Source organism: Streptomyces sp. HNM0645 (genome assembly GCF_030056615.1).
Lineage (GTDB): Bacteria > Actinomycetota > Actinomycetes > Streptomycetales > Streptomycetaceae > Streptomyces > Streptomyces marianii.
In genome coordinates, this window is the sequence record NZ_JASHLT010000003.1 from 92,668 (window position 1) to 115,268 (window position 22,601).

The 22,601-nt window shown below is 71.5% G+C and carries 14 protein-coding genes and 3 pseudogenes; 9 read left to right on the forward strand and 8 right to left on the reverse strand.

All coding sequences use genetic code 11. The features are described 5' to 3' along the window. Window positions 1-414: 414 nt before the first annotated feature. The 3 genes from QMZ92_RS02735 to QMZ92_RS02745 form a co-directional block, all read right to left on the reverse strand. On the reverse strand, window positions 415-1,119 hold the full coding sequence (locus tag QMZ92_RS02735) for a maleylpyruvate isomerase family mycothiol-dependent enzyme (protein ID WP_283295607.1): 705 nt from the start codon (window positions 1,117-1,119) through the stop codon (window positions 415-417). A 405-nt stretch (window positions 1,120-1,524) separates the two neighbouring features. After that, window positions 1,525-1,701, reverse strand: coding sequence for a hypothetical protein (locus tag QMZ92_RS02740; RefSeq protein WP_283295608.1), 177 nt, complete (start codon window positions 1,699-1,701; stop codon window positions 1,525-1,527). 254 nt (window positions 1,702-1,955) lie between these two features. Then, window positions 1,956-3,527, reverse strand: a complete 1,572-nt coding sequence (locus QMZ92_RS02745) for an oleate hydratase (protein WP_283295609.1) — start codon at window positions 3,525-3,527, stop codon at window positions 1,956-1,958. Window positions 3,528-3,956: 429 nt separating this feature from the next. Between QMZ92_RS02745 and QMZ92_RS02750 the strand changes: the two genes are divergently transcribed. Then, complete coding sequence (locus tag QMZ92_RS02750; protein ID WP_283295610.1) at window positions 3,957-4,868, forward strand: universal stress protein; 912 nt, start codon at window positions 3,957-3,959, stop codon at window positions 4,866-4,868. Between the two features lie 26 nt (window positions 4,869-4,894). Further along, window positions 4,895-5,830 carry a universal stress protein gene (locus QMZ92_RS02755; RefSeq protein ID WP_283295611.1) on the forward strand — a complete coding sequence of 312 codons (936 nt, stop codon included), beginning with the start codon at window positions 4,895-4,897 and terminating at the stop codon, window positions 5,828-5,830. Window positions 5,831-5,838: 8 nt separating this feature from the next. On the opposite strand, the pseudogene QMZ92_RS02760 reads toward QMZ92_RS02755, so the two are convergent. Next, window positions 5,839-6,047, reverse strand: a pseudogene (locus QMZ92_RS02760) (polyphosphate kinase 2); the annotation flags it as partial. Window positions 6,048-6,380: 333 nt separating this feature from the next. Between QMZ92_RS02760 and QMZ92_RS02765 the strand changes: the two are divergent. The 6 genes and pseudogenes from QMZ92_RS02765 to pflA all read left to right on the forward strand — a co-directional run. Continuing rightward, window positions 6,381-6,794, forward strand: a pseudogene (locus QMZ92_RS02765) (pyridoxamine 5'-phosphate oxidase family protein); the annotation flags it as partial. Between the two features lie 278 nt (window positions 6,795-7,072). Next, window positions 7,073-7,897: pseudogene (locus QMZ92_RS02770) on the forward strand (universal stress protein); the annotation flags it as partial. Between the two features lie 131 nt (window positions 7,898-8,028). Beyond that, window positions 8,029-10,449, forward strand: a complete 2,421-nt coding sequence (locus QMZ92_RS02775; protein ID WP_283295612.1) for a phosphoketolase family protein — start codon at window positions 8,029-8,031, stop codon at window positions 10,447-10,449. 156 nt (window positions 10,450-10,605) lie between these two features. Further along, entirely contained in the window at window positions 10,606-11,229 is a 624-nt protein-coding gene (locus tag QMZ92_RS02780) for a DoxX family membrane protein (RefSeq protein WP_283295613.1), read from the forward strand. A gap of 281 nt (window positions 11,230-11,510) precedes the next feature. After that, window positions 11,511-13,772 (forward strand): formate C-acetyltransferase, encoded by a 2,262-nt coding sequence (pflB, locus tag QMZ92_RS02785; protein ID WP_283295614.1) that lies wholly within the window; start codon window positions 11,511-11,513, stop codon window positions 13,770-13,772. Further along, window positions 13,769-14,515, forward strand: coding sequence for a pyruvate formate-lyase-activating protein (gene pflA / locus QMZ92_RS02790; RefSeq protein ID WP_283295615.1), 747 nt, complete (start codon window positions 13,769-13,771; stop codon window positions 14,513-14,515). The genes pflB and pflA overlap by 4 nt, the downstream gene beginning before the upstream one ends. 892 nt (window positions 14,516-15,407) lie before the next feature. Here the strand turns inward: pflA and adhE are convergent. Both adhE and QMZ92_RS02805 read right to left on the reverse strand, forming a co-directional pair. Beyond that, window positions 15,408-18,074, reverse strand: a complete 2,667-nt coding sequence (gene adhE / locus QMZ92_RS02800; RefSeq protein WP_283295616.1) for a bifunctional acetaldehyde-CoA/alcohol dehydrogenase — start codon at window positions 18,072-18,074, stop codon at window positions 15,408-15,410. 481 nt (window positions 18,075-18,555) lie between these two features. Further along, window positions 18,556-19,281, reverse strand: coding sequence for a CBS domain-containing protein (locus tag QMZ92_RS02805; RefSeq protein ID WP_283295617.1), 726 nt, complete (start codon window positions 19,279-19,281; stop codon window positions 18,556-18,558). Window positions 19,282-19,781: 500 nt separating this feature from the next. On the opposite strand from QMZ92_RS02805, the gene QMZ92_RS02810 reads away from it, so the two are divergent. After that, complete coding sequence (locus tag QMZ92_RS02810; protein ID WP_283295618.1) at window positions 19,782-20,669, forward strand: universal stress protein; 888 nt, start codon at window positions 19,782-19,784, stop codon at window positions 20,667-20,669. On the opposite strand, the gene QMZ92_RS02815 is transcribed toward QMZ92_RS02810, so the two are convergent. Further along, entirely contained in the window at window positions 20,599-21,858 is a 1,260-nt protein-coding gene (locus tag QMZ92_RS02815; protein ID WP_283295619.1) for a cation:proton antiporter, read from the reverse strand. The two genes, QMZ92_RS02810 and QMZ92_RS02815, sit on opposite strands and share 71 nt — an antisense overlap. A 3-nt stretch (window positions 21,859-21,861) precedes the next feature. Then, window positions 21,862-22,365: a cation:proton antiporter regulatory subunit gene (locus tag QMZ92_RS02820; protein ID WP_283295620.1), complete on the reverse strand. Its 504-nt coding sequence runs from the start codon at window positions 22,363-22,365 to the stop codon at window positions 21,862-21,864. Between the last annotated feature and the right edge of the window lie 236 nt (window positions 22,366-22,601).

A 22,601-nucleotide genomic window follows, 5' to 3' on the forward strand; every position in this document is an offset into this window, starting at 1 on the left:
GTCCGGCAGGGGCGGACGGCCGATGCTTCGTCACAGCATATGTGAACTGGGTTAATAATTTGCCTGAGTTGGGTTGTGAGTGGCCCTCTTGCTCCTGCCGCCTGCTCGAGGTGAGCGCGGGCGCGATCTACTCCCGGGGCGAGGACGGGTCGATCCCGCTGCACCGCGACTGACCCTTGTGGCGACGGGTGACCGGCATGGCGCATGGACCTGAAGGCGGTCGTCCGGGGAGGTCGGTCCGCCGGGGCGCGGGTTCCGTGTGCGGCTTCTGTCCGGACGCGGTCCCGGGGAGCGGCGGTTGTCTGTGTCCGGGGTGATGGTGCTCCCGGCCGGGCGGTGGAGAGTTCCGTGATCGGGGGTGAGGTGTTTCGTGGCCGTTCTGTCGATCTCGAAGCGCTCGGTGCCGGGCGTCGTTCAGATCCAGAACGGCGCTGCGGGAACCTCGCCGGTGGAGGCGGTGAGTCCCGTGCCGGGGGAGCGTCCGCTGAGCCAGGCGAGGAGGTCGGCCTGGAGTCCGCCGACCGTGGGGCCGCCGGTGCCCAGCGTGTGCACGAGGCCGGTGTCGTGCGCCTCCAGGCGCAACGGCGGGGTGTCCCGGCGGCGGGTGAGCGCCTCGACGATGTCGTCGATGATCCAGCGGGCGGCGTCGGCCGGTATGTCGCAGAAGCGGTAGCCGGCGTCCAAGTCGGCGTGGTGGATCTCCAGTTCGCGCAGCCGGGTGGGGATGAGGGTCGCCGGTGTGCGCAGCTCGCCGGTGCGCATCCGCACCTCGGCGCGCCAGGCCGCCGGGGGCAGGGTGCGTATCGCCTCCTCGAAGCGGGCGGCGGTGTCGCGGACGTCGGCGACCAGGTCGGCGACCGGTCGCCGGGCCCCGGCCTCGATCTCGGTGGCGCGGGCGTCCGTGCTCGCGTACTGCGGTGTCTCCACACCGGTCCGGGCCCAGGTGAGCAGCCGGCAGAGGCTGTCCGTGGCCCGCGCGACATGGGTGATCACATGGCCGCGGGACCACGGCGGTACCAGCGTGCCTCCGGCAACCTGGGGGTCGGTGAGAGAGGCGACCGTGGCGAGGAACCGGTCCGTGGACGCGGCGATGGGTCCCAGTGCCCCGAGATCCTGCACAACCCCTCCTGCGGATTTCGTATCCCGGAATTGGTGAGTCGTTTTGCGGAAACTTGCTCGATCGTATGTGCGAAACTTCGGGGGCGTCAACCGGCCTCTCGGGCGGGCGAGAGCCTCGGCGGACGCGTAGCCGCTGCGGCGGGTGAGGGGCTGGCGGAGCTGTCCGGTTCGAGGAGTGTCGTCGAAGGCGCGAGGCCCGTCGGGACCGGCGGCGTTTCACCTCGGTGAGGCGAGCCGCACCGGCAACTCGGTTTGAGTTAGGTGCTGTTGCCAACGTTGCCCGGGAGTCGTTGATCGGAACGGGGGGAGACGGCGATGGCGTTCGGCGAGGAGTGGGCGCAACTGGTCTCACGGGTCGGGCAGCGGCAGTCCGCGGGGATGCGGCTCAACCGGCTGGAGCCGGGTTCAGGCGGTACTGGTGGCGAGACCGGCATGGATCTGGTGGTCATGCAGGACGATCTCGGGGCGGTGGGTCACGAGGCCTTCCTGCGCCAGGGCCGGTCTGCTGGAGAAGTCCGAAGCGGCCCGTTGGCAGGGCGTCAACGCGACTGTGGCCAGGGACTTCGCGTGAAATGTCGCCAAGGAGTTCGGTGATCTGCCTTCTCCCACCTCGGACTTCCCGAACCCGAGCCGTTGCCGGACGTACGGGAGCCGATCCCGGCCGTCGTCCGCTCGGGCGTGGTGGCGAAGTCGACATCGAGGACGCGGATGCCGCCCAACGGGCCGTTGGGAGCACGTACCTGGAGGGTTCGCTCGGCGTGACCGCCCGGCTGGGATGGATGACGACGGCTGTCGGGGCGTCGGCGCGCGCGTAGTCACTGCCGTAGCGCAGCTGATCACCGGCGGTGCATGGTCTCCAGCGCGGCGGCCAGGACGTGGGGGTCGTGGTGGCCCTTGTAGACAGCGGGCGGGTGCTTGTCGAGCTTCAGAAGTTGGGCCACGGCCGTCCAGGCGGTGCGTACCGAGTACTCGACGGTGAACACCACGTCGTCCGGTACCTCGGTGAACTGGCCGATGAAGGCGAGGTTGACCGATCCGTCGGGCACGACCTTGGGACGGTCGTCGCGGCGGCGGGCGAGGAACTGGCTGGTGATGTACGGCATCAGGCAGGGCACGACGGTGGAGGTCTTCCGGACCCGGGCCGCCACGGCCTCGTCGAACGGGAGGTGGTGCAGGGTCTCTTCGAGGACCTCCCGGCCGGAGCACATCGTCATGGGTTTGGGTGTGTGGTTGCCGGCGCGGCCGGGGCGAAGTGCGTAGCCCCACCAGACGAAGACGCCTTCGGGCTGGTCGCGGTAGACGGGCTGGCGCGGGGCGACGAGGGTGAGCAGCCAGTTGGAGTCGGTGAAGGTCATCAGGCCGCCTCGGCCGGTCTCGCGGCCGCTGAACTCCTCCAGTGCGTCGAGGAAGGCGGGATCGCTCGCGGTGACCGTGAACGACTCCCAGCGGGACTCGTCGACGCGTTTGTCGAAGACCGCCGGGTCGCCGAAGTCGTCGCGTCCTCGGTGCAGTCGGTGCCAGAGCAGCCAGGCGTTCGAGCGGTGGGGGTGCGGGGACGGTGCGGAGGTGTGTGACCCGAGGCTGGAGGCGTCGGTCATGGAGCCGTTGGTGACCAGGACCAGGTCCTCGGGGGCCACCTCGATCTGCTCGTCGCGGCCGCCGCGGGACAGGTGGATCGTCTCGACCCGCGTACTCCGGCGGCCCGGTGCGAACCCGAGGTCGATGACGTGGCAGCCGGTGTGGAGGGTGACACCGCGTTCGCGCAGCCAGGCGGTCAGGGGTCGCACGATGGAGTCGTACTGGTTGTAGCGGGTGCGGTGGATGCCCGACATGGTCGCGAACTCGGGCAGCAGATGGATGAAGCGCCTGAGGTAACGGCGGAACTCGATGGCGCTGTGCCAGGGCTGGAAGGCGAACGTGGTGCACCACAGGTACCAGAAGTTCGTGGTGAAGAAGTGCTTGCCGAAGCAGTCCGTGATCCGCTTGCCGTCCAGGTGCCCCTCGGGGGTGGCCAGGCAGCGGACCAGCTCCAGGCGGTCACGTTCGGAGAAGCCCATCGAGTGCGTGTCGACGATCTTCCCGTCGCCGTCGACGAGGCGTGCGGTGTCGTCCCAGGCGAAGTCCTCGTGTCCGGCCAGGATCTCGTCGGTCACCGACATGGAGGGGTCGTCGAGAGTCGGGATGCCGGACAGCAGGTCGTAGGTGCAGCGGTACTCGGCCTCGAACATCCGCCCGCCGCGCATGGAGTAGCCGGTGTGAGCCGTGCCGCCCGCGTCCAGGCTGCCGCCGATGCTCCGCTGCTCCTCGAAGAGGTGGATGTCCGTTCCGTCGAACCCGCCGTCGCGGATCAGGAACGTGGCCGCGGCGAGTGCCGCAATTCCGCTGCCCACCAGATAAGCCTTCGCCACCACACAACTCCTTGCTCTCGCCCGCTGATCGGGAACCACCGGCATCAGCGTTTCCTGGGCCGGTGAGCGCCGTCTGCGGGCCGTTGGTCACCTGTGTGTGCCGAAGGGCCCGCGAGGTGGCTTCCGTGGACGAGCTCGGGCCACCACGCAAGCCTGGTCGGTGGACCCTCTCCGATTGGGCCGGTACGTACCGGGGGCTCACGCCGGGTGGTAGTCCGCCGTCCTGCCGCCGCGGCCCCACTGACTCGGACGCATCGGCCCAACGGGGTGCCGGGAAGCCAGGGCCGAACGGCGCCGCAGTGTGGTGCGGGGATGCCGCTTGGGCCGATGGGGCCGGTCGGCCCCGGACGGGGGACCTGCGGTACCTGCACCCGCGGCCTCCCCCGCCACCACTCTGGCATCGCAACCCCGAAACAGGAGGTGGACAGCATGTCCCGCAACGTCACCGTGGGCCTCGACGGCTCGACAGAGAGCCGCACGGCTGCCGAGTGGGCGGCCCGGGAGGCGAAGCTGCGCGGCCTGCCGCTGCGGCTGGTGCACGTCTGGGAGCCCGTTCCGGAGCCCATGGCCGAGGCGCAGGCCCCGCTGCTCGGCGCCGAGAAGCTGCGGCACTGGAGCGAACGGATTCCGCGCGAGACGGCCGAGGGTCTGCGTCGGCGCCACCCCGGCGTGCGGGTGGAGACCGAGCAGGTTCACGGCAAGCCGATGGACGCGTTGCCGGAGGCGGCGAAGGACACCGAACTGCTGGTCCTCGGCTCGCGTGGGCTGAGCGGGATCGGCGGGTTCCTCGTCGGGTCCGTGGGTGGGGCCGTGATCGCGCACACCCGCACCCCCGTCGTCCTGGTGCGGGCCGGGGAGCAGGCCGCCGACGAGCACGAGATGGACCCCGCCGGCATTCCGTCCACCGCCACCCCGTACCAGCCCGTCGTGCTCGGCCTCGACACCGCCCATCCCGACGACACGGTGATCGCCTTCGCCTTCGAGGCGGCCTCCCTCCGCGATACCGCACTGCGGGTCGTGCACGGCTGGAACCTCCCGCCCTACGTCGCCTACGGCCTGCCCGTCGACGCCGAGCTCAACGCCGCGCTCGGCCGGCACGAAGCCGCCGCCCTCGCCGCGGTGCTGCGGCCCTGGCGGCAGAAGTACCCGGACGTCGAGGTCGTCGAGGAGTCGCCGTCCGGCAGCCCTGCCAACCACGTCATCGACGCCTCCCGCGAGGCGTCCCTGGTCGTCGTCGGACGCCGGGTCCGCCGCAGTCCGTTCGGCGTCCACATCGGCCCCGTCACGCACGCGGTACTGCACCACGCCGCCGCCCCCGTCGCCGTCGTCGCGCACGACTGACAGCGCCGTCGGAAGGAGTGGAGAACATGAACACAGTGAACGAGAACACAGCGAACGAGGACGCAGCGGGCGAGCGAGCCCTCGGCGGGCCCCTGGTCGTGGGCGTCGACGGTTCCGAGCCGAGCCTGCGCGCCGCCGACTGGGCGTCCGACGAGGCCGCCCTGCGCGGGGTGCCACTACGGGTGGTGTACGCCTGCCTTTGGGACCGGTACGAGGGTGCCGCGCTCGCCCGTGACATCGGCGAACCGACCGAACTGCCCCTGCCCCAGGACGTGGTGGGCGCCGCCGCCGAGCGGGCACGCGCCCGGCACCCAGGCCTGCGGGTCACCGCCGACGTGGTGTTCGAGGAGCCGGAGTACGCCCTGGTCCGCGCGGCCCGGAACGCCTCCGCGCTGGTCGTGGGCACCCGCGGTCGCAGCGGCCTTGCCGAGATGCTGCTCGGCTCCGTCAGTCTGACCGTCGCCGCCCACGCCGACTGCCCGGTGATCGTGTTGCGCGGCAGCCACGACAACCAGGCGACGCCCCCGGTGCACGGGCGGGTCGTCGTGGGCGTCGGCGAGGACGCGAAGGAGTCGGCGGCGGTTCGCTTCGCCGCCGAGGAGGCGCGGCGGCGCGGGGTGCCTCTGGAGGCCGTACGAGCATGGCGCTGCCCCGCGCACGAGCCCGGCGGCTATCCCCTGATGCTCGGCGAACCCACCCGCCAGTACGAGGAGCGGGCCATCGAGGAACTCGAAGCGGCGCTGCAGGACCTCCCGGCGGACGTCGAGGTGCGCAGGCGCACCGTCGAGGGCCATGCCCGCCGGGCGTTGGTGGACGCCTCGCACAGTGCTGACCTCCTGGTCGTCGGCGCCAGTCGGCGCGAGGGGCACCTCGGGCTCCAGCTCGGCCGTACCGCCCACGCGGTGCTTCACCACTCCGCCTGCGCGGTCGCGATCGTGCCGCACCGGGGGCACGACGCCTGACCGGCGTCTCAGAGGCTCGCCGCGTGATCGGGGACATAGGTCCGCAGATCGCGGCGGGCGCTCGTAGCCGGTTGACGGGGGTCGCTCCGGAAGCTCCAGCACCGGGGGCGGCACCTCGTGATACGGCACGGAGGCGAGCAGGTGGGCGACCATGTCCAGCCGGGCCCGTGTCGTCGCTCTCGGCCACGCACCACGGTGCGCCGGCGGTATGGGTGTGTCACCGACGGTGCGTACCGTGTGGTGAGGCGCGGAACCGGCGGTCGCTGCCGGACATGGTCGGAGACAAGGCAGAGGGCGGGGCGTCGGTAGGGCAGCTGGGCCCTACTGTCCGGTTCTGCTGGATATGCCGTGCTGTTCGGCGGTGTGAACGGCAGACCGGCCCGAGCGGCTCCCGCCCGCCTCGGAGGGGCCGGGCGGGCCCGTCTGCCGCCGTGTGGCACGGGTCGCCCTCCGGTATGGCCGGGGCCGATGGCCCCTCACTCCCTGGTCTCGTGCGACTCGGGTCGGAGAGACGCGGAACCGCTGTACCAGGCGAAGGACGGGCCGGCTGATGTACCCCGACGACGGTTTCCACGAACCCGGGCGGCAGGGAGCACCTGCGGCGGCCGGCCAACGTGCCCGTCGACCGCATCGTGTACACGCGTCAGGCCCTGCCCGCCGTGCTGTCGGTGAGCCTCGGCATGGACGGCGACGGCGCCGTCCCGCTGCGCACCTCCGCCGCCTCGGAGCCGGTTTGCGCGATCGACGGCGCGGTGGTCGCATTCGGGGCCGACGACGTCGACGCGGTCCGCCACGCCGGCTGGGGCGTCGTCGTCACGGCACGGCCACGGTGCTGACCGACCCCGCCGAGATCGAAGGCCTGGCCCGCACCGGGCCGGTCTCCTGGGTGCCCTCACCGCAGGAGGTATTCGTCCCCCTCGAGCCCGAACTGGTCACCGGGCGAGAACTCGTCGGCGGGCGCACCCCCCTGCGGGGTGGACCTCGCCGCCTGAGCATCCCCTCTACTCCCTCCTGTTCCCTCCCGTCCGGTCGGGCCGGGACCGGCCGGTCCGACAACACGTGCGCCGCACGGCGCGTCGACGGGCTCAGGCGGCCCCTGCCCCGGAGGGGCCCTGGACGACGAGCATCTGGCTGTGGAGCAGCCGCGGGATCGACGGCACGGTCGCCGACGGCGAACTCGCCCACGGTCCTCGATCCTCACAAGGGTCGGTATCCCGCGAACGGAAAGAAAGGAGAAAGAGCATGACCATCCGTCATGTGGCCGTCGGGGTGGACGGCTCGCTGGTCGCCGTACGGGCGCTGGACCGGGCCGCCGAGGAGGCGGCGGGCCGCGGCACCGCGTTGCGCATCGTGTACGCCGTGGCCGACCGCGACGAGGCGGGGCCGGTCCTGGCGTCGGCTGCCTCCCGGGTTCAGGGGCGTCATCCCGGTCTGCCGGTGGAGACCACGGCCGTGGAGGGCGGCGCCGTGCGGGCACTGGCCTCGGAGAGCGAGGACGCGGCGCTCACCGTCGTGGGCACCCGGGGGTTCGGCGGTGTCAGCGGCCTGCTCGCGGGCTCGGTGAGCTGGCGCCTGACCGCTCACGCCCACGGTCCGCTGCTGGTCGTCCGCGGGGATCACCCCCGCGGCCAGGGCGGCGGGGTACTGCTCGGCCTGGGGAGCGACGCCGATACGGCCGCAGCCGCCTACGCCTTCCAGGAAGCGGCACGACGCGGGACTCGGCTGCGCGTCCTGCACTCGTCGACGCACCGGCGCACCAGCCCCGAACTGCCCTCTCCGGTAGCCGCGACGAGCTCTGGCCAGGAGCGCCAGGCCCGAAACGACCGGGCGGAAGAGGCCGTGCCGCGGTTCAGCGTCGCCCGACTGCGTGAGGAGTACCCCGGGGTCGAGGTCGACGGCCGTACGGTCCGCACGGGACCGGCCCGCGCCTTGCTGGCGGGTACCCGCGAGGCCGACGTCGTGGTCATCGGCATGCGCCGGCGCGCCGGGCGGATCGGTCCGCAGATCGGCCCGGTCGGCCATGTCCTGCTGCATCACTCCCACTGCCCCGTGGTGCTGGTGCCGACCACTTGGCGCCCGCCGCCGGGCCACGCGGATGGCCCGGTCGGCCCTGTCGGGTGCCCGGAGGAGTGGGGGAGCGTGGGGAGGCACGGACCCTCTTGCATCTCCGACCGCCCAGACCCGGAAGGGAACCTTTGATGTCCGTCGACACACGGCCGGCGTCCGCCCCTCCCCCAGCCTCCGGCCAGGGGAACCCCCATCTCGCTGCGCTCACCGAGGACGAGCTGAGGACACTGGATGCCCATTGGCGCGCCGCGAACTACCTGTCCGTCGGTCAGATCTACCTCATGGCGAACCCCCTGCTGACCGAGCCGCTGCGTCCCGAGCACGTCAAACCGCGGCTGCTCGGCCACTGGGGCACCTCGCCCGGGCTGAACCTGGTCCACACGCATCTCAACCGCGTCATCAAGGCACGCGGCCAGGACGCCCTGTGCATCTGGGGGCCCGGCCACGGCGGCCCCGCGGTTCTCGCCAACTCCTGGCTGGAGGGCACCTACAGCGAGACCTACCCCGACGTCACCCGGGACGCGCTCGGCATGGAGAGGCTGTTCAGGCAGTTCTCCTTCCCCGGCGGTGTGCCCAGCCACGTGGCCCCCGAGACACCCGGCTCGATCCACGAGGGAGGCGAGCTGGGCTACGCGCTCTCCCACGCCTACGGCGCCGCCCTCGACAACCCGGACCTGCTCGTCGCCTGTGTGATCGGCGACGGCGAGGCGGAGACCGGTCCGCTGGCCGCCTCCTGGCATTCCAACAAGTTCCTCGACCCCGTCCACGACGGCGCCGTCCTGCCGATCCTCCACCTCAACGGTTACAAGATCGCCAACCCGACGGTGCTGTCCCGCCTGCCCGACACCGAACTTGACGCCCTGCTGAGGGGATACGGCCACAGCCCGATCCACGTCAGCGGCGACGACCCGATGAAGGTGCACCGGGCGATGGCCGCCGCGATGGACGACGCGCTGGACCGCATCGCGCTCCTGCAGCGCAGCGCGCGCGAAGACGGCGTGTCCGAGCGGTCGCACTGGCCGGTGATCGTGCTACGCACACCGAAGGGCTGGACCGGCCCGGCGGAGGTCGACGGACTGCCGGTGGAGGGCACTTGGCGCTCCCACCAGGTGCCGCTGGCCGCCGTACGGGACAACCCGCAGCATCTGCGGCAGCTGGAGACATGGCTGCGCTCGTACAAGCCGGAAGAACTCTTCGACGCGCAGGGCAGCCCCCGCGAGCAGGTGCTGTCTTGCGTCCCGGACGGCCCCCGGCGCCTGGGCGCCACCCCGCACGCCAACGGTGGCCTGCTGCTGCGCGAACTGCCGCTGCCCCCACTGGAGCGCTACGCCGTGCCCGTCGACAAGCCCGGCGCGACCCTGCACGAACCCACCCGTGTCCTCGGCGATCTGCTGGAGCACGTCATGCACGCCACCCGCGAGCGGCGTGACTTCCGCCTCGTGGGACCGGACGAGACCGCCTCGAACCGGCTCCAGGCCGTCTTCGACGCCAGCGGCAAGGCGTGGCAGGCACAGACCCTTCCCGTCGACGAGCATCTGGACCGGCACGGCCGGGTGATGGAGATCCTGTCCGAGCACACCTGCCAGGGCTGGCTGGAGGGATATCTGCTGACCGGCCGGCACGGGCTGTTCTCCTGCTACGAGGCCTTCGTCCACATCGTCGACTCCATGGTCAACCAGCACATCAAGTGGCTGCGCGTCACCCGCCGCCTGCCCTGGCGCGCCCCCATCGCCTCCCTCAACTACCTGCTCACCTCGCACGTGTGGAGGCAGGACCACAACGGCTTCTCCCACCAGGACCCCGGCTTCGTCGACCACATCCTCAACAAGAGCCCGGAAGCGGTGCGGGTCTACCTGCCGCCGGACGCCAACACGCTGCTGTCGGTTGCGGATCACGCGCTGCGCAGCAAGGACTACGTGAACGTGATCGTGGCGGGCAAGCAGCCCTGCTTCGACTGGCTGTCGATGGAACAGGCGAAGGTGCACTGCGCCCGTGGTGCGGGGATCTGGGAGTGGGCGGGGACGGAGAACGGCCGTGAGCCGGACGTGGTACTGGCCTGCGCGGGCGACGTGCCCACCCAGGAGGTCCTGGCCGCCGCCCAGCTGCTGCGCCGACACCTGCCCGACCTCGCCGTCCGCGTCGTGAACGTCGTCGACATCGCCCGGCTGCTGCCCGGCGAGGAACACCCGCACGGCATGAGCGACTTCGAGTACGACGGCCTGTTCACCACCGACAAGCCGGTGATCTTCGCCTACCACGGCTACCCGTGGCTCATCCACCGCCTCGCCTACCGCCGCACCGGCCACAAGAACCTCCATGTGCGCGGCTACAAGGAGATCGGGACGACGACCACACCGTTCGACATGGTCGTCGGCAACGACCTCGACCGCTACCGGCTGGTCATGGACGTCATCGACCGCGTGCCCGGCCTGGCGGTGCGCGCCGCGGCCGTACGCCAGCGGATGGAGGACGCCCGGCTGCGCCACGGCGAGTGGATCCGCGTCCACGGCGTCGACCTGCCGGAGGTCGCCGACTGGTCCTGGGACGGCTGAACCCGATACCGACAGGCCCCGGGCAGCGGGACGTTCGGCCCGCTACCCGGGGCCTCGCAGCCCCTCCGACGGGGCGTGAGTGACGCGGGACATTGAAGGCACAACGAGAAGTCGACCCCATCCTGCGCGTCACAGTCCTCGAAAGGGATGAGCATCATGGCAGTGCACAACCACTCCCACCGGCACCTGGGATTCCGCTTCCCGTCCCTGCACCGGGGCGGGACGGCGCCTGCGTCCGGTGAGGTGACGACCGCGGCGGCGACGGCCACCCAGGCGTACGCCTTCGCCGGTCTGCGCCTGCTGACCGGGTTCGTCTTCCTGTGGGCGTTCCTGGACAAGACCTTCGGCTTCGGCTACGCCACCCGGTCCGGCAACGGCTGGATCGACGGCGGTTCACCCACCAAGGGCTTCCTCAGTGGTGTGGCCGTCGGGCCGATGGAGTCCACCTTCCACGACTGGGCCGGGGCCGCCTGGGCCGACTGGCTGTTCATGCTCGGCCTGCTGGGCATCGGTCTCGCCCTGGTCGCCGGCATCGGCCTGCGGCTCGCGGCGGTCGCCGGCACGCTGATGATGGCGCTGATGTGGATCGCGGAGTGGCCGCCCGCCCGGCACCTGTCCGACGGGTCGGCGAGCATGTCGACCAACCCGTTCGCCGACTACCACCTCATCTACGCCGTCGTCCTCATCGCCCTCGCTGCCGCGGGCGCCGGCGCCACCTGGGGCCTGGGCAAGGCATGGGCACGGCTGCCCTTCGTCAGCCGCAACCGCTGGCTCCTGTGAGGGCCGGACACTCCTCGGACCGGGGCGCCTCCTCCTGCCGGCGGGGGTGCCCCGGTTGCCTGTGCTCCCGCGAGGCGACGCACGGCGGGCCTTGTACCGGGCGAGGCGACGACAAGCGGGGCCCCGGTCCGGCAGGGACCTACGGCCCGGCACGAGAGGGACGGGTGGAGCGCCCCAGGTGCGCCGAGCGACCCTCCCCGGGGGTGTCACGAGCGACGAGCATCGAAGACGAGCACCAAGAGTGAAGAACTTCCACGGGCAGGATGAGGGAGAGACCGGCGATGACGGCAACGGTGACAGCTGGACCCCGGACGGCGACCGAGCCATGGCGCGGCTTCGCCGGCACGTACTGGCGGGACCGAGTCGACGTACGCGACTTCATCCAGGCCAACTACACACCCTACGACGGCGACTCCGTGTTCCTGGCCGGCCCGACCGAGCGCACGCTCGCCGTCTGGGGCAAGATCGCCGCCCTGTTCCCCGAGGAGCGGCGCCGGGGCATCCTCGACGTCGACACGGGCCTGCCGTCCACCATCACCTCGCACGGGCCGGGCTACATCGACCGCGACCGCGAGCTGATCGTCGGCCTGCAGACCGACGCCCCGCTCAAGCGCGCGATCATGCCCAACGGAGGCCTGCGGATGGTCGAGAACGGCCTGAAGGCGTACGGCTACGAGCCCGACCCGTTCGTCACCCGCGTCTTCGGCACCTATCGCAAGACGCACAACGATGGTGTCTTCGACGCCTACACCCCCGAGATGCGGGCCGCTCGCAAGGCCGGGATCATCACCGGTCTGCCGGACGCGTACGGCCGCGGTCGGATCATCGGTGACTACCGGCGCGTCGCGCTCTACGGCACCGACCGGCTGATCCAGGCCAAGCGCGCCGAGCGGGCCCGGCTGGACGCCCAGCCCTCCAGCCCGGACGTCATCCGCGACCGTCAGGAACTGGCCGAACAGATCCGGGCGCTGGGCGAACTCGTGCAGATGGCCGCCTCGTACGGCTGCGACGTCTCCCGCCCCGCCGCCACCGCGCACGAGGCCGTGCAGTGGCTCTACCTGGGCTTCCTGGCCGCGGTGAAGGAGCAGAACGGCGCCGCCATGTCGCTCGGCCGCACCTCCACCTTCCTCGACGTCTACCTCCAGCGGGATCTGGACGAGGAGACGATCGACGAGAGTCGCGCCCAGGAGCTGATCGACGACTTCGTGATCAAGCTACGGATCGTACGGTTCCTGCGCACCCCCGAATACGACGCGCTCTTCTCCGGCGACCCGACCTGGGTGACGGAGTCCATCGGCGGCATCGGTACGGACGGCCGCCCGCTGGTCACCCGCACGTCCTTCCGCTTCCTGCAGACCCTCTACAACCTGGGCCCGGCACCTGAGCCCAACCTCACCGTCCTGTGGTCGCCCGGGCTGCCCGAGGGCTTCAAGCGGTTCTGCGCCCAGGTCTCCATCGACACCAGCGCCATCCAGTACGAGTCCGACGACCTGATGCGCCCGCACACCGGCGACGACACGGCGATCGCCTGCTGTGTCTCCGCGATGGCCGTCGGCAGGCAGATGCAGTTCTTCGGCGCCCGCGTCAACCTGGCCAAGGCCCTGCTGTACGCGATCAACGGCGGCCGGGACGAGATGACCGGCGAGCAGATCGCCCCGGAGGCGCCCGCGCTGACTCGTGACTACCTGGACTACGAGCAGCTGCGGGCGGCGTACGACCACATGCTCGACTGGCTGGCGGCCACGTACGTCAACGCGCTCAACGTCATCCACTACATGCACGACAAGTACGCCTACGAGCGCATCGAGATGGCGCTGCACGACCATCCGGTGCACCGGTTCATGGCCTGCGGCATCGCCGGTCTCTCGGTGGCGGCGGACAGTCTCTCGGCCGTCAAGCACGCGCGCGTGAAGGTCATCCGGGACGCGACCGGCCTGGCTGTCGACTACGAGGTCGAGGGCGAGTACCCGGCGTACGGCAACAACGACGACCGGGCCGACGCCATCGCAACCGACCTGGTGAAGTCGTTCATGGCGAAAGTGCGCAGGCACCCCACGTACCGGGACGCCGAGCACACCCAGTCCGTGCTGACCATCACCTCCAACGTGGTCTACGGCAAGCACACCGGCAACACCCCCGACGGCCGGCGTGCCGGAGCGCCCTTCGCGCCGGGAGCGAACCCGATGAACGGCCGTGACCGGCACGGGGTGGCCGCCTCGGCCCTCTCGGTGGCCAAGCTGCCCTACGAGCAGGCCCGCGACGGCATCTCACTCACGACGACGATCACACCCGAGGGCCTCGGCCACGACCCGGCCGAGCGTGCCGCGCACCTGACCGGCATCCTCGACGCCTATATGGCCTCCGGCGGCTTCCACATGAACGTCAACGTCCTGGACCGCGCGACACTGGAGGACGCCATGGAACACCCCGAGAAGTACCCGGAGCTGACGATCCGGGTCTCCGGATACGCCGTCAACTTCGTCCGTCTGACGCGCGAGCAGCAGCTCGACGTGATCAGCCGCACCTTCCACGGATCGTTGTGAACACCACCGTCGAGCCGGTGACGGGCCGGATCCACTCCTGGGACCTGTCCACGGGAGTGGACGGTCCCGGGACCCGGTTCGTGCTCTTCCTCTCCGGCTGCCCGCTGCGCTGCCTGTACTGCGCCAACCCGGACACCTGGCACATGCGCGACGGCAAGCCGGCCACCGTCGACGAGGTGATGACCGAGATCGAGAAGTACCGGCCCTTCATCACCACCGCAGGCGGGGGAGTGACCCTCACCGGTGGCGAGGCCCTGCTCCAGCCGGCCTTCACGGCCGCGATCTTCCGCCGCTGCAAGGAACTCGGCCTGCACACCGCCCTGGACACCTCCGGCTTCCTCGGCGCTCGCGCGAGCGACGAACTGCTCGCCGACACCGACCTGGTTTTGCTGGACATCAAGTCCTTCGACATCCGCACCTACCGGAAGCTGACCGGCGGCGACCTCGCCCCCACCCTCACCTTCGCCACCCGCCTGGACCGGCTCGGCGTGCCTGTGTGGATCCGCTACGTTCTCGTCCCCGGCTGGACCGACGACCCGGCGGCCATCGACGGCCTCGGCGCCTTCCTCGCCGGGCTGGGCAACGTCGACCGGGTCGACGTCCTGCCGTTCCACAAGCTCGGCGCCCACAAGTACGACGCGCTGGGCATCCCCTTCCCCCTGCGCGACACACCGACGCCGGACGCGGACCTGACGGAGCGGGTGCGGGAGCAGTTCCGGGAGCACGGCCTGCGGGCCCTGTGAACGCAGGCATGTCACGGCCGGGCGAGATACCGGGAAGCCGGTCGAAGGCCGAGCGGCGGTGGCACCCTGGAGGTGCCGGGGCCGGCGACGAAGAACGCGCTCAGGGAGCCACGGGGAGCCCGGAGGGCAGCACTCGGTGTCGACGCCATCGCTCACCCGGGAGACGGTGACAGCCCTGGTCCACGAAGCGACGGCCGCGCTGTCCCTGCACAACGCGCAGCCGTGGCGGTTCCGCTGCCTTCCGGGCAGCCGAACCCTCCCGGTGCGCTCGGATCCCCGACGCGCCGTACCGCGCACCGCCCCCCCCATGGCCGTGCCTTGCCCCTCGGCTGCGGCGCCGCGCCGATGAACCCTGCGGGTAGCTGCCGTGCACGGTGGGTGGCATCCGCGGCCCCGGCTGCTGCCGGACCCTCGGGACGCCGACGTCCGATGCCGGGCCGTGCCGCAGCCGGGTTCGAGCACCGTCCTCACCCGGCCCTGCTGAGCACGGCACCGTCCGGAGGACTGGTTGCGCGCCGGCCAGGTGATGAGCGCGTCCTTCTGCTGGCCCCCCTGAACGGCCTGTCCGGCTCCATCGGCGCCCAGGCCCCGGAATGGCGCGGCCTACGTCGGCCACTGCGCGATCCGGGGACAGGCACCGGGCATGTGCAGATGGTCCTGCGCCTCGGACATGGCCCGTCGGGCCCCGCGACAACCCGTCGTCCCACACGGGACGTACTCGACATCGCGCCCTGACCCGCCAGTCGGTGGTCGGTACCAGGGCCCTGACGAGCCACCCCTTCTGCAGGCATCGGGGCGTGGTGAAGGCAGCCGCGTGGGCCGTCGAGGCCGAGGCGGTCACGACGCGCCTCCGACATGGTCGTGCGCCCGGGCGCACGACCGGCGATGGGTGCTACTCGCCGGATCCGTCGCCCGAGCCGAAGTAGCCCGCTCGCATGATCTCCGCCATGTCGTCGAGCATGGGCATCCGCGGGTTGGCGGGCGCGCACTGGTCCTCGAAGGCGTTCAGGGCCTGCTGGGGCAGCGCGAGCAGGAAGCTCCGCTCGTCGACGCCGAGCGCCTGGAACGACGGCTCGATGCCCACGGCGTCACGCAGCCGCTCGACAGCCCGGGCGAGGGCCTCCACACCCGCCTGTGGGGTGGCCGCGGGCAGGCCGAGGGCGCGGGCGATGTCCTGGAAGCGTTCGGGGGCGCGGTAGTTCTCGTACTTGGGCCAGCCGGTCAGCTTCGTGGGGACGGTGCCGTTGTAGCGGATGACATGGGGGAGCAGGACCGCGTTGGTGCGGCCGTGGGCGATGCGGAAGGTGGCGCCGAGGGTGTGGGACATGGCGTGGACGATGCCGAGGAAGGCGTTGCCGAAGGCCATGCCCGCGATGGTGCCGGCGTTGTGCATCTTCTCCCGGGCCGCCGCCGACTCCTTGCGGTCGTTGACCGCCGCTTCGAGGTTGTCGAAGATCAGGCGGATCGCGTGCAGTGCGAGGCCGTCGGTGAAGTCGCTGGCGTAGACGGACACGTACGCCTCGATGGCGTGGGTGAGGGCGTCGAAGCCGCTGTCGGCGGCGAGGGCCGGGGGCAGGGCGGTGGTCAGGAGGGGGTCGACGATGGCCACGCTCGGGGTGAGCGCGTAGTCGGCGAGGGGGTACTTCTTGCCGGTGGCCGGGTCGGAGATGACGGCGAACGGGGTGACCTCGGCGCCGGTGCCGGAGGTGGTGGGCACGCAGACCAGGCGGGCGCGTGCGCCCAGTGTGGGGAAGCGGAAGGCACGCTTGCGGATGTCGGAGAACTTGTGCCGCATGTCGGCGAAGTCGATGTCCGGGTGCTCGTACAGCAGCCACATCACCTTCGCCGCGTCCATGGGCGAACCGCCGCCGAGCGCGATGATCGTGTCCGGGCGGAAGTCCCGCATGAGGCAGGCGCCGTGCTGCACGGAGTCGATGCTGGGTTCAGGTTCGACGTTGTCGATGATCTGCAGCGTCACGGGCTCGGCACGGCGCTTGAGGACGCGGTCGACGCGGTCGACGAAGCCGAGGCGGGTCATGGTGGCGTCGGTGACGATCGTGACGCGGTGGACGTCCGGCATGGAGGTCAGGTAGCGGATGGCCTGCGGCTCGAAGTAGATCTTCGGCGGTACCTTGAACCACTGCAGGTTGTTGCGGCGCGTGCCGACCCGCTTGACGTTCAGGAGCTGGGCGGCGGAGACGTTGTTGGACACCGACGTGCTGCCCCAGGAGCCGCAGCCCAGGGTGAGGGACGGCAGCAGGCTGTTGTAGATGCCGCCGATGGCGCCCTGTGAGGAGGGTGCGTTGACGATGATCCGTACGGTCTCGATGCGCCTGCCGTACGCCTCGGCGAGTGCGCGGTCCTCGGTGTGGATGACGGCGCTGTGGCCCTGGCCGTGGAAGGCGACCATGCCGGCGGCCAGGTCGAAACCCTGCTGCTCGGAGCCTGCCCGCAGGACGGCGAGGACGGGACAGAGCTTCTCGCGGGTCAGCGGCTCGTCCGGGCCCACGCGTTCGGCCTCGACCAGGATGACGGAGGTGCCGGCGGGCACGCTGAAACCGGCCTGTTCGGCGATCCATGCCGGGCTCCGTCCCACGGCCGCCGCGTTGACCTTGGGCTCGCAGCCACCACCCGGGGCGGCCTTGCCGGTGGGGAAGAGGAACGCCTCCAGCTTCGCCTTCTCCTCGGCGGTCGCCAGGTGGGCGTGCAGCGCACGGAACTCCGTCAGAGCCTCGTCGTAGATCTCGTCGTCCAGGATGACGGCCTGTTCGGAGGCGCAGATCATGCCGTTGTCGAACGACTTGGACAACACCAGGTCGTTGACGGCGCGGCGCAGCTTGGCGCTCTTGTGGACGTACGCGGGAACGTTGCCGGCGCCCACGCCGAGGGCGGGCTTGCCGGCCGAGTACGCGGCCTTGACCATGGCGTTGCCGCCGGTGGCGAGGATCAGCGAGACCCCCGGGTGGCGCATGAGCGTGCCGGTCGCTTCGACGGACGGGGTCTCGATCCACTGGACGCACTGCTCCGGCGCGCCCGCGGCGACGGCCGCGTCGCGCACGATCCGGGCCGCCTCGGCGCTGCAGCGCTGGGCCGAGGGGTGGAACGCGAACACGACCGGATTGCGGGTCTTCAGCGCCATGAGCGCCTTGAAGATCGTGGTGGAGGTCGGGTTGGTGACCGGAGTGATCGCACAGACCACACCCACCGGTTCCGCGATCTCGACCATGTCCTCGACGTCGTCGCGGGCGATGACACCGACGGTCTTCATCTTGCCCATGCTGTGCGTGACGTGCTCGCACGCGAACATGTTCTTGGCCGCCTTGTCCTCGAAGACACCGCGGCCGGTCTCCTCGACCGCGAGCCGCGCGAGCGCGGTGTGCTGGTCCAGGGCGGCGACCGACGCCTTCTTCACGATGAGGTCGACCTGCTCCTGCGTCAGGTCCTGGTAGTCGGCGAGCGCCTTGAGCCCGTTCGTGACCAGCCGGTCGACGGCGATGGCGGTCTCGGACGGCTCGCCGCCCGGTGCGGCGGGGCGGGTTGGGGCGTCCTGTCGGGTCATGGGGGTCGTGCCTCCGTCGTCGAGGTCGTGGGCCGGAAGACCGGCACGTTCCGGGTGGGAGCGGCACCACGGGGGATCGGTGCCGCTCCCACCACCACCGTTCCTCGGACGGGAGCCGTCACCCAGGAGTCGAAGGTCCCGGCCGGGGCCCGACCGGGCCGGATCGTCAGGGCCGATCGGTTCTGACAGCGAGGTGTGCGGGACCGCGGACCGGGGCGGGTGTTCGACAGCGCCTGCAGAGCGTTGTCGACGTCGTGGCGGTGGCGGGGGTATGGATGACACCACCGCGGGCCTCAGCAGCCTGGACGCCCTGGAGTCCGCCGCTGCCGTGCTCCTGGCCGGCAAAGTGATCACCGGCAACCGGCCGGCGACATCATCGACCTGGGCGACGTCACCACCGCCCGTGGCACCGAGATGCTGCCGCCCTTCTGGCTGCGCCTGTACGGCGTACTGCGCCACTGAAGCACCCCAAGGAGCGTCGTCACCGCTCGGGAAGCCGGCGGTGGGCGATCCATTGCGAGGGATGCTTCTCGGGCGGGTGGGTGTCGTCGACGCGGAACGTGAGACCGTTCATCACGCCCACCACGCCGTCCACCCGCCAGGAAAGCTGGACGGCCACCGGGATGTCGCTACGGCGTTCGAGACGTCCCTCCAGCGTGGCCGTCCCGTCGTGGACCGAGACGACGACGGTGTGGGGCGGCAGGCGCATGGCATGGGTCAGGACCTCGCCGATGATCTCCTGCCGGATCTCCTCGTCCGTGCGCAGGAAGACCCGCAGCAGGTCACGGCGGGTGGCGATGCCGATCAGGCGGTCCTCCTCGTCCACCACGGGCAGCCGCTCGATCCGGTGACGCTCCATCACCCGCGCGGCGTCCGCGACGCGTTGCTCCGGGTGCACGGTGATCGCGGGGGTCGACATCAGCTGCCCGGCGGTCATGGCACGGGCCTTGGCAGCGGCGACTCGGGCCTTGCGGCGCAGTGCCGGCAGCCAGGAGCGGATGCCCTGGGCTGGCCGGGCCTGCGACGCCTGCCGGCGGACCAGGTCGGTCGCGGAGATCATCCCGAGGACCTTGTCATCGGCGTCCACCACCGGCAGGCCGCTGATCCTGTGCCGGGCCAGCAGTTGTGCCACGTCCTTCAACGGCGTCTCCTGGCACGCCTGGATGACGTCGGGGGTCATCACCTCGCCGACCTTGGATGTCTTCACGGCAGTTCCCTTCTCCGCTGGTGTCCGTGGAGGGCACCGGTCTCTGCCGGTGCCTGTGGAGGACGATCGCCTTCCCCGCGTACGGCCGCAGCGGGCCGTCCCGTGTCCCCACAGGGCGAGGTGCCGGCGGCCGGCATCGGGGGCCGGAACTCTCGGGTGAGGGCGACCGGTCCGGCCGCTGCCGTCCCGTTGGACTGTCCCGGGTGGCCGGTCCTCGACGCCTCTCCAGCCTCCCGCGCACCGGCTCGACGGGGCAGGGCCGACCGGCCCTGAGCCACGAGGCGGACTTTCCTCCTGCCGCCTGGACCCGGTCGGTGACGACGCCGCCACGGCGTGGGCCGCAACGATCGTCCGCCGGAGCGAGGACGGGTACGTCGCCGCCGCGAAGGAGCGCCGATCGGCCCTGACCGTGGCGCCAACAGGCCCATGCGCACGGGGGCGCGGCCGGGGGAGTGTGATGGGTGAGAGCAATGGCGTAGGCACTGGATGTGGGAGGCAGGATGAGCGGTGTGGTGGTAGTAGGTGTGGACGGGTCTGCGTCGAGTCTCGCCGCGGTCGAGGCCGCGGCACGGGAGGCGAGGTTGCGCGGGGCGGGGCTGCGGGTGGTGCACGCGTTCATCTGGCCCGCGCTGCACGTGCCCCTGGGCCCGTCACCTTCGGGCCCGCCCGAGGGCGGGCTCCGGAACCTGGCCGACCGCCTGGTGGCCGAGGCGGTCGAGCGGGCGCGCGCCGCGGCACCGGAGGTCGAGGTCAGCCAGGCCGTCGTGACCGGAGAGCCACTGACGGTCCTGGAGGCGCAGTCGCGTGCGGCTGAGCTGGTGGTGGTCGGGTCGCGCGGCATGGGCGGGTTCGTCGGGCTGCTGGTCGGGTCGACGGCCGTCCATCTGGCGGCACACGGCCGGTGTCCGGTGCTGGTCGTGCGGGAGCAGCCGAGTGCGGAAGGCCCGATCGTGCTGGGCGTCGACGGCTCGGCGGCGGGTGGGCCAGCGGCGGACTTCGCCTTCGCCGAGGCCGAGTTGCGGAAGGCGCCGCTGGTGGCGCTGCACGCCTGGACCACCTGGAACGCACCGATGCCCGCGCCGCAGGACCCGTCGATGCCCTACGCCAACCCGCCGGGCGCCCTCGCCGGGGAGGAGGAGCGCCTGCTGTCCGAGGCGCTCGCCGGACGCCAGGAGCGGTACCCGGGTGTGGTGGTGGAGCACCGGGTGGTGCACGGCGGGACGCGGGAGGAGCTGATCGAGGCGAGCAGGTCCGCCCAGCTGGTGGTGACCGGCGCCCGCGGCCGGGGCGGCTTCACCGGGCTGTTGCTCGGCTCGGTCAGTCAGGCCCTGCTGCATCACGCCCACTGTCCGGTCGCGGTGGTGCGGGGAGCGGACCCGCGGCACTGACCTCGTGCGGTGGGCGGCCCCCTGCCCTGTCCCGCGGTGCGGGCGGGCGGGGGGCCGCCTGCCGGGTGGGTGCGAAGCGCGTGAGGACGGGGCCGCAGACGGCGAGGAGCATCACGTAGGTGGTGACCAGAGCCGCCAGGCGGCCCTGCGCAGGGGCGGCCAGCCCGATGATGACGACGGAGAACTCGCCGCGGGCGATGAGCGCGGTTCCGGCCCGCAGCCGGCCGCGGCGGCCCGCGCCCTCGCGTCGGGCGGCATACCAGCCGGCGGCCACCTTGGTCGCGGCCGTGACCACTGCCAGCGCCGTGGCGGCGGGCAGCATCGGCAGCAGGTCGCCCGGATCGACGGTCAGGCCCAGGGCGAGGAAGAACACCGCGGCGAACAGGTCGCGCAGCGGGCTGAGCACGGCCCGGGCCCGGTCGGCGGCGGTCCCGGTCAGCGCGAGTCCGATCAGGAAAGCGCCGACGGCGGCGGAGACGTGGATGATCTCGGCCAGCGCGGCCACGATCAGGGTGATACCGAGAACGCGGAGCAGTACCTGCTCGGCGTCGGGGTGGGACACGATACGGCCGACATGCTGGCCCCAGCGCCAGGACACGGTTATGGCCGCGGTGACGGCCGTCATGGCGGCTGCGACAGCGAGCAGCGCCTGCCACCAGGTGCCTCCGGAGGCGAAGACGGCGAGCAGCGGCAGGTAGGCGGCCATCACGAAGTCCTCCACCACCAGCACGGACAGCACCGCGGGAGTCTCCCGGTTGCCCAGCCGGCGCAGGTCGCCGAGCAGGCGGGCGACGATCCCGGAGGAGGAGACGTAGGTGGCGCCCGCGAGCGCCAGGATCCCGCTGGCGTCCAGGCCGAGCAGCCAGCCGGCCACGGCGCCCGGGGCGGCGTTGAGGACGAGGTCGATGACGGCGGAGGAACGGTGCCGGCGAAGGCTGACGGTGAACTCCCGGACGGTGAAATCCAGACCGAGAACCAGGAGCAGCAGGATCACACCGATGGCGGCGCCGGTGTCGACGAAGTCCCGGGCGGCCGGAACCGGAGCGAGCCCGCCGTCGCCCAGGGCCAGTCCGGCCAGCAGGTACAGCGGTACGGGCGAGAGGGCGAAACGCCGTGCGAGGGTGCCGAGCAGGCTCAGCACCGCCAGGATGATGCCCAGTTCCAGCAGCAGGGCGATGGGAGTGTGCACCGCTCAGCCCTGGACGATGCGCTGGACTCCGGCGATGCCCTCGCGGGTGCCGATCACCACCAGGATGTCCCCGGCCCGCAGGGTCTGGCCCGGTCCGGGGGAGGCGATCACGTCCTCGCCGCGGACGACGGCCACGATCGAGGCACCGGTGCGGGTCCGGGCCCGGGTGTCCCCCAGGGCCCGGTCGGCGAACGGGCTGCCGGGACGCACCTCGACCTGACCCGCGCTCAGACCGGGCACCTCACGGGTCAGATCGGCGAACCGCTCGGCGATGCGCGGGGCCCCGAGGATCTCGGCGAGAGTGTCGGCCTCCTGGTTGGTGAGCCGGAGGACCGGGCGGGCCTCGTCCGGATCGTCGCCGGGGTACACCACCAGCTCGAAATCACCCGAGCGCTGGGCGACGACCCCGATCCGGTCACCCTCGTGGTTGACGAACTCGTAGCGCAGCCCCACGCCGGGCAGCAGCACCTCGTTGACGTCCATGTGGATCTCCCCGTCGTCACGCATCCGGATTCTTCGCACCGGGCCATGGCCTCGGCCCGCCGTAGACGGTCTTCGGCAGGCGTCGCAGCGGCCCGCCGTGCACTGGTTTTCGGCAGGCGCCGCGGAGTGCTCAAGTCGTCGTACAGGGTGCACGGCAGCGGCCGGAGCAGCGCGGCAGGTGATCAGTGTCGTGAGCGCCCTTGGGGCCCGACAGGGCCGAGTGGCCCCCTGGCCCGGACCGACGGCCCCTGGGCGTACCG